Origin of the sequence: Oxalobacteraceae sp. CFBP 8761, assembly GCA_014841595.1 — a bacterium.
In the GTDB taxonomy this organism is placed as follows: Bacteria; Pseudomonadota; Gammaproteobacteria; order Burkholderiales; family Burkholderiaceae_D; genus Telluria.
Window position 1 is genome coordinate 1 of sequence record JACYUE010000019.1, and the last position, 295, is coordinate 295.

Consider the following 295-nt stretch of genomic DNA (forward strand, 5'->3'; position numbering starts at 1 on the left):
TTCGAGGGCCATACGTGCCGAACCCTTGATGATTGGGACGTCGTCGCCTGGGAACTCGTACTTCGACAGAAGCTCACGCACTTCCATTTCGACCAGTTCCAGCAGCTCTGCGTCGTCGACCAGGTCGCACTTGTTCAGGAACACGATGATGTATGGAACGCCAACCTGACGGGCCAGCAGGATGTGCTCGCGGGTCTGTGGCATTGGGCCGTCAGCGGCCGAGCACACCAGGATCGCGCCGTCCATCTGCGCAGCACCGGTAATCATGTTCTTGATGTAGTCGGCGTGGCCTGGG

General features: G+C 60.0%; 1 protein-coding gene. It reads right to left on the reverse strand.

Annotation, left to right across the window (positions count from 1 at the left end; all coding sequences use genetic code 11):
* On the reverse strand, positions 1 to 295 hold a 295-nt coding region (tuf, locus tag IFU00_22865), incomplete at both ends, for an elongation factor Tu (protein MBD8545115.1).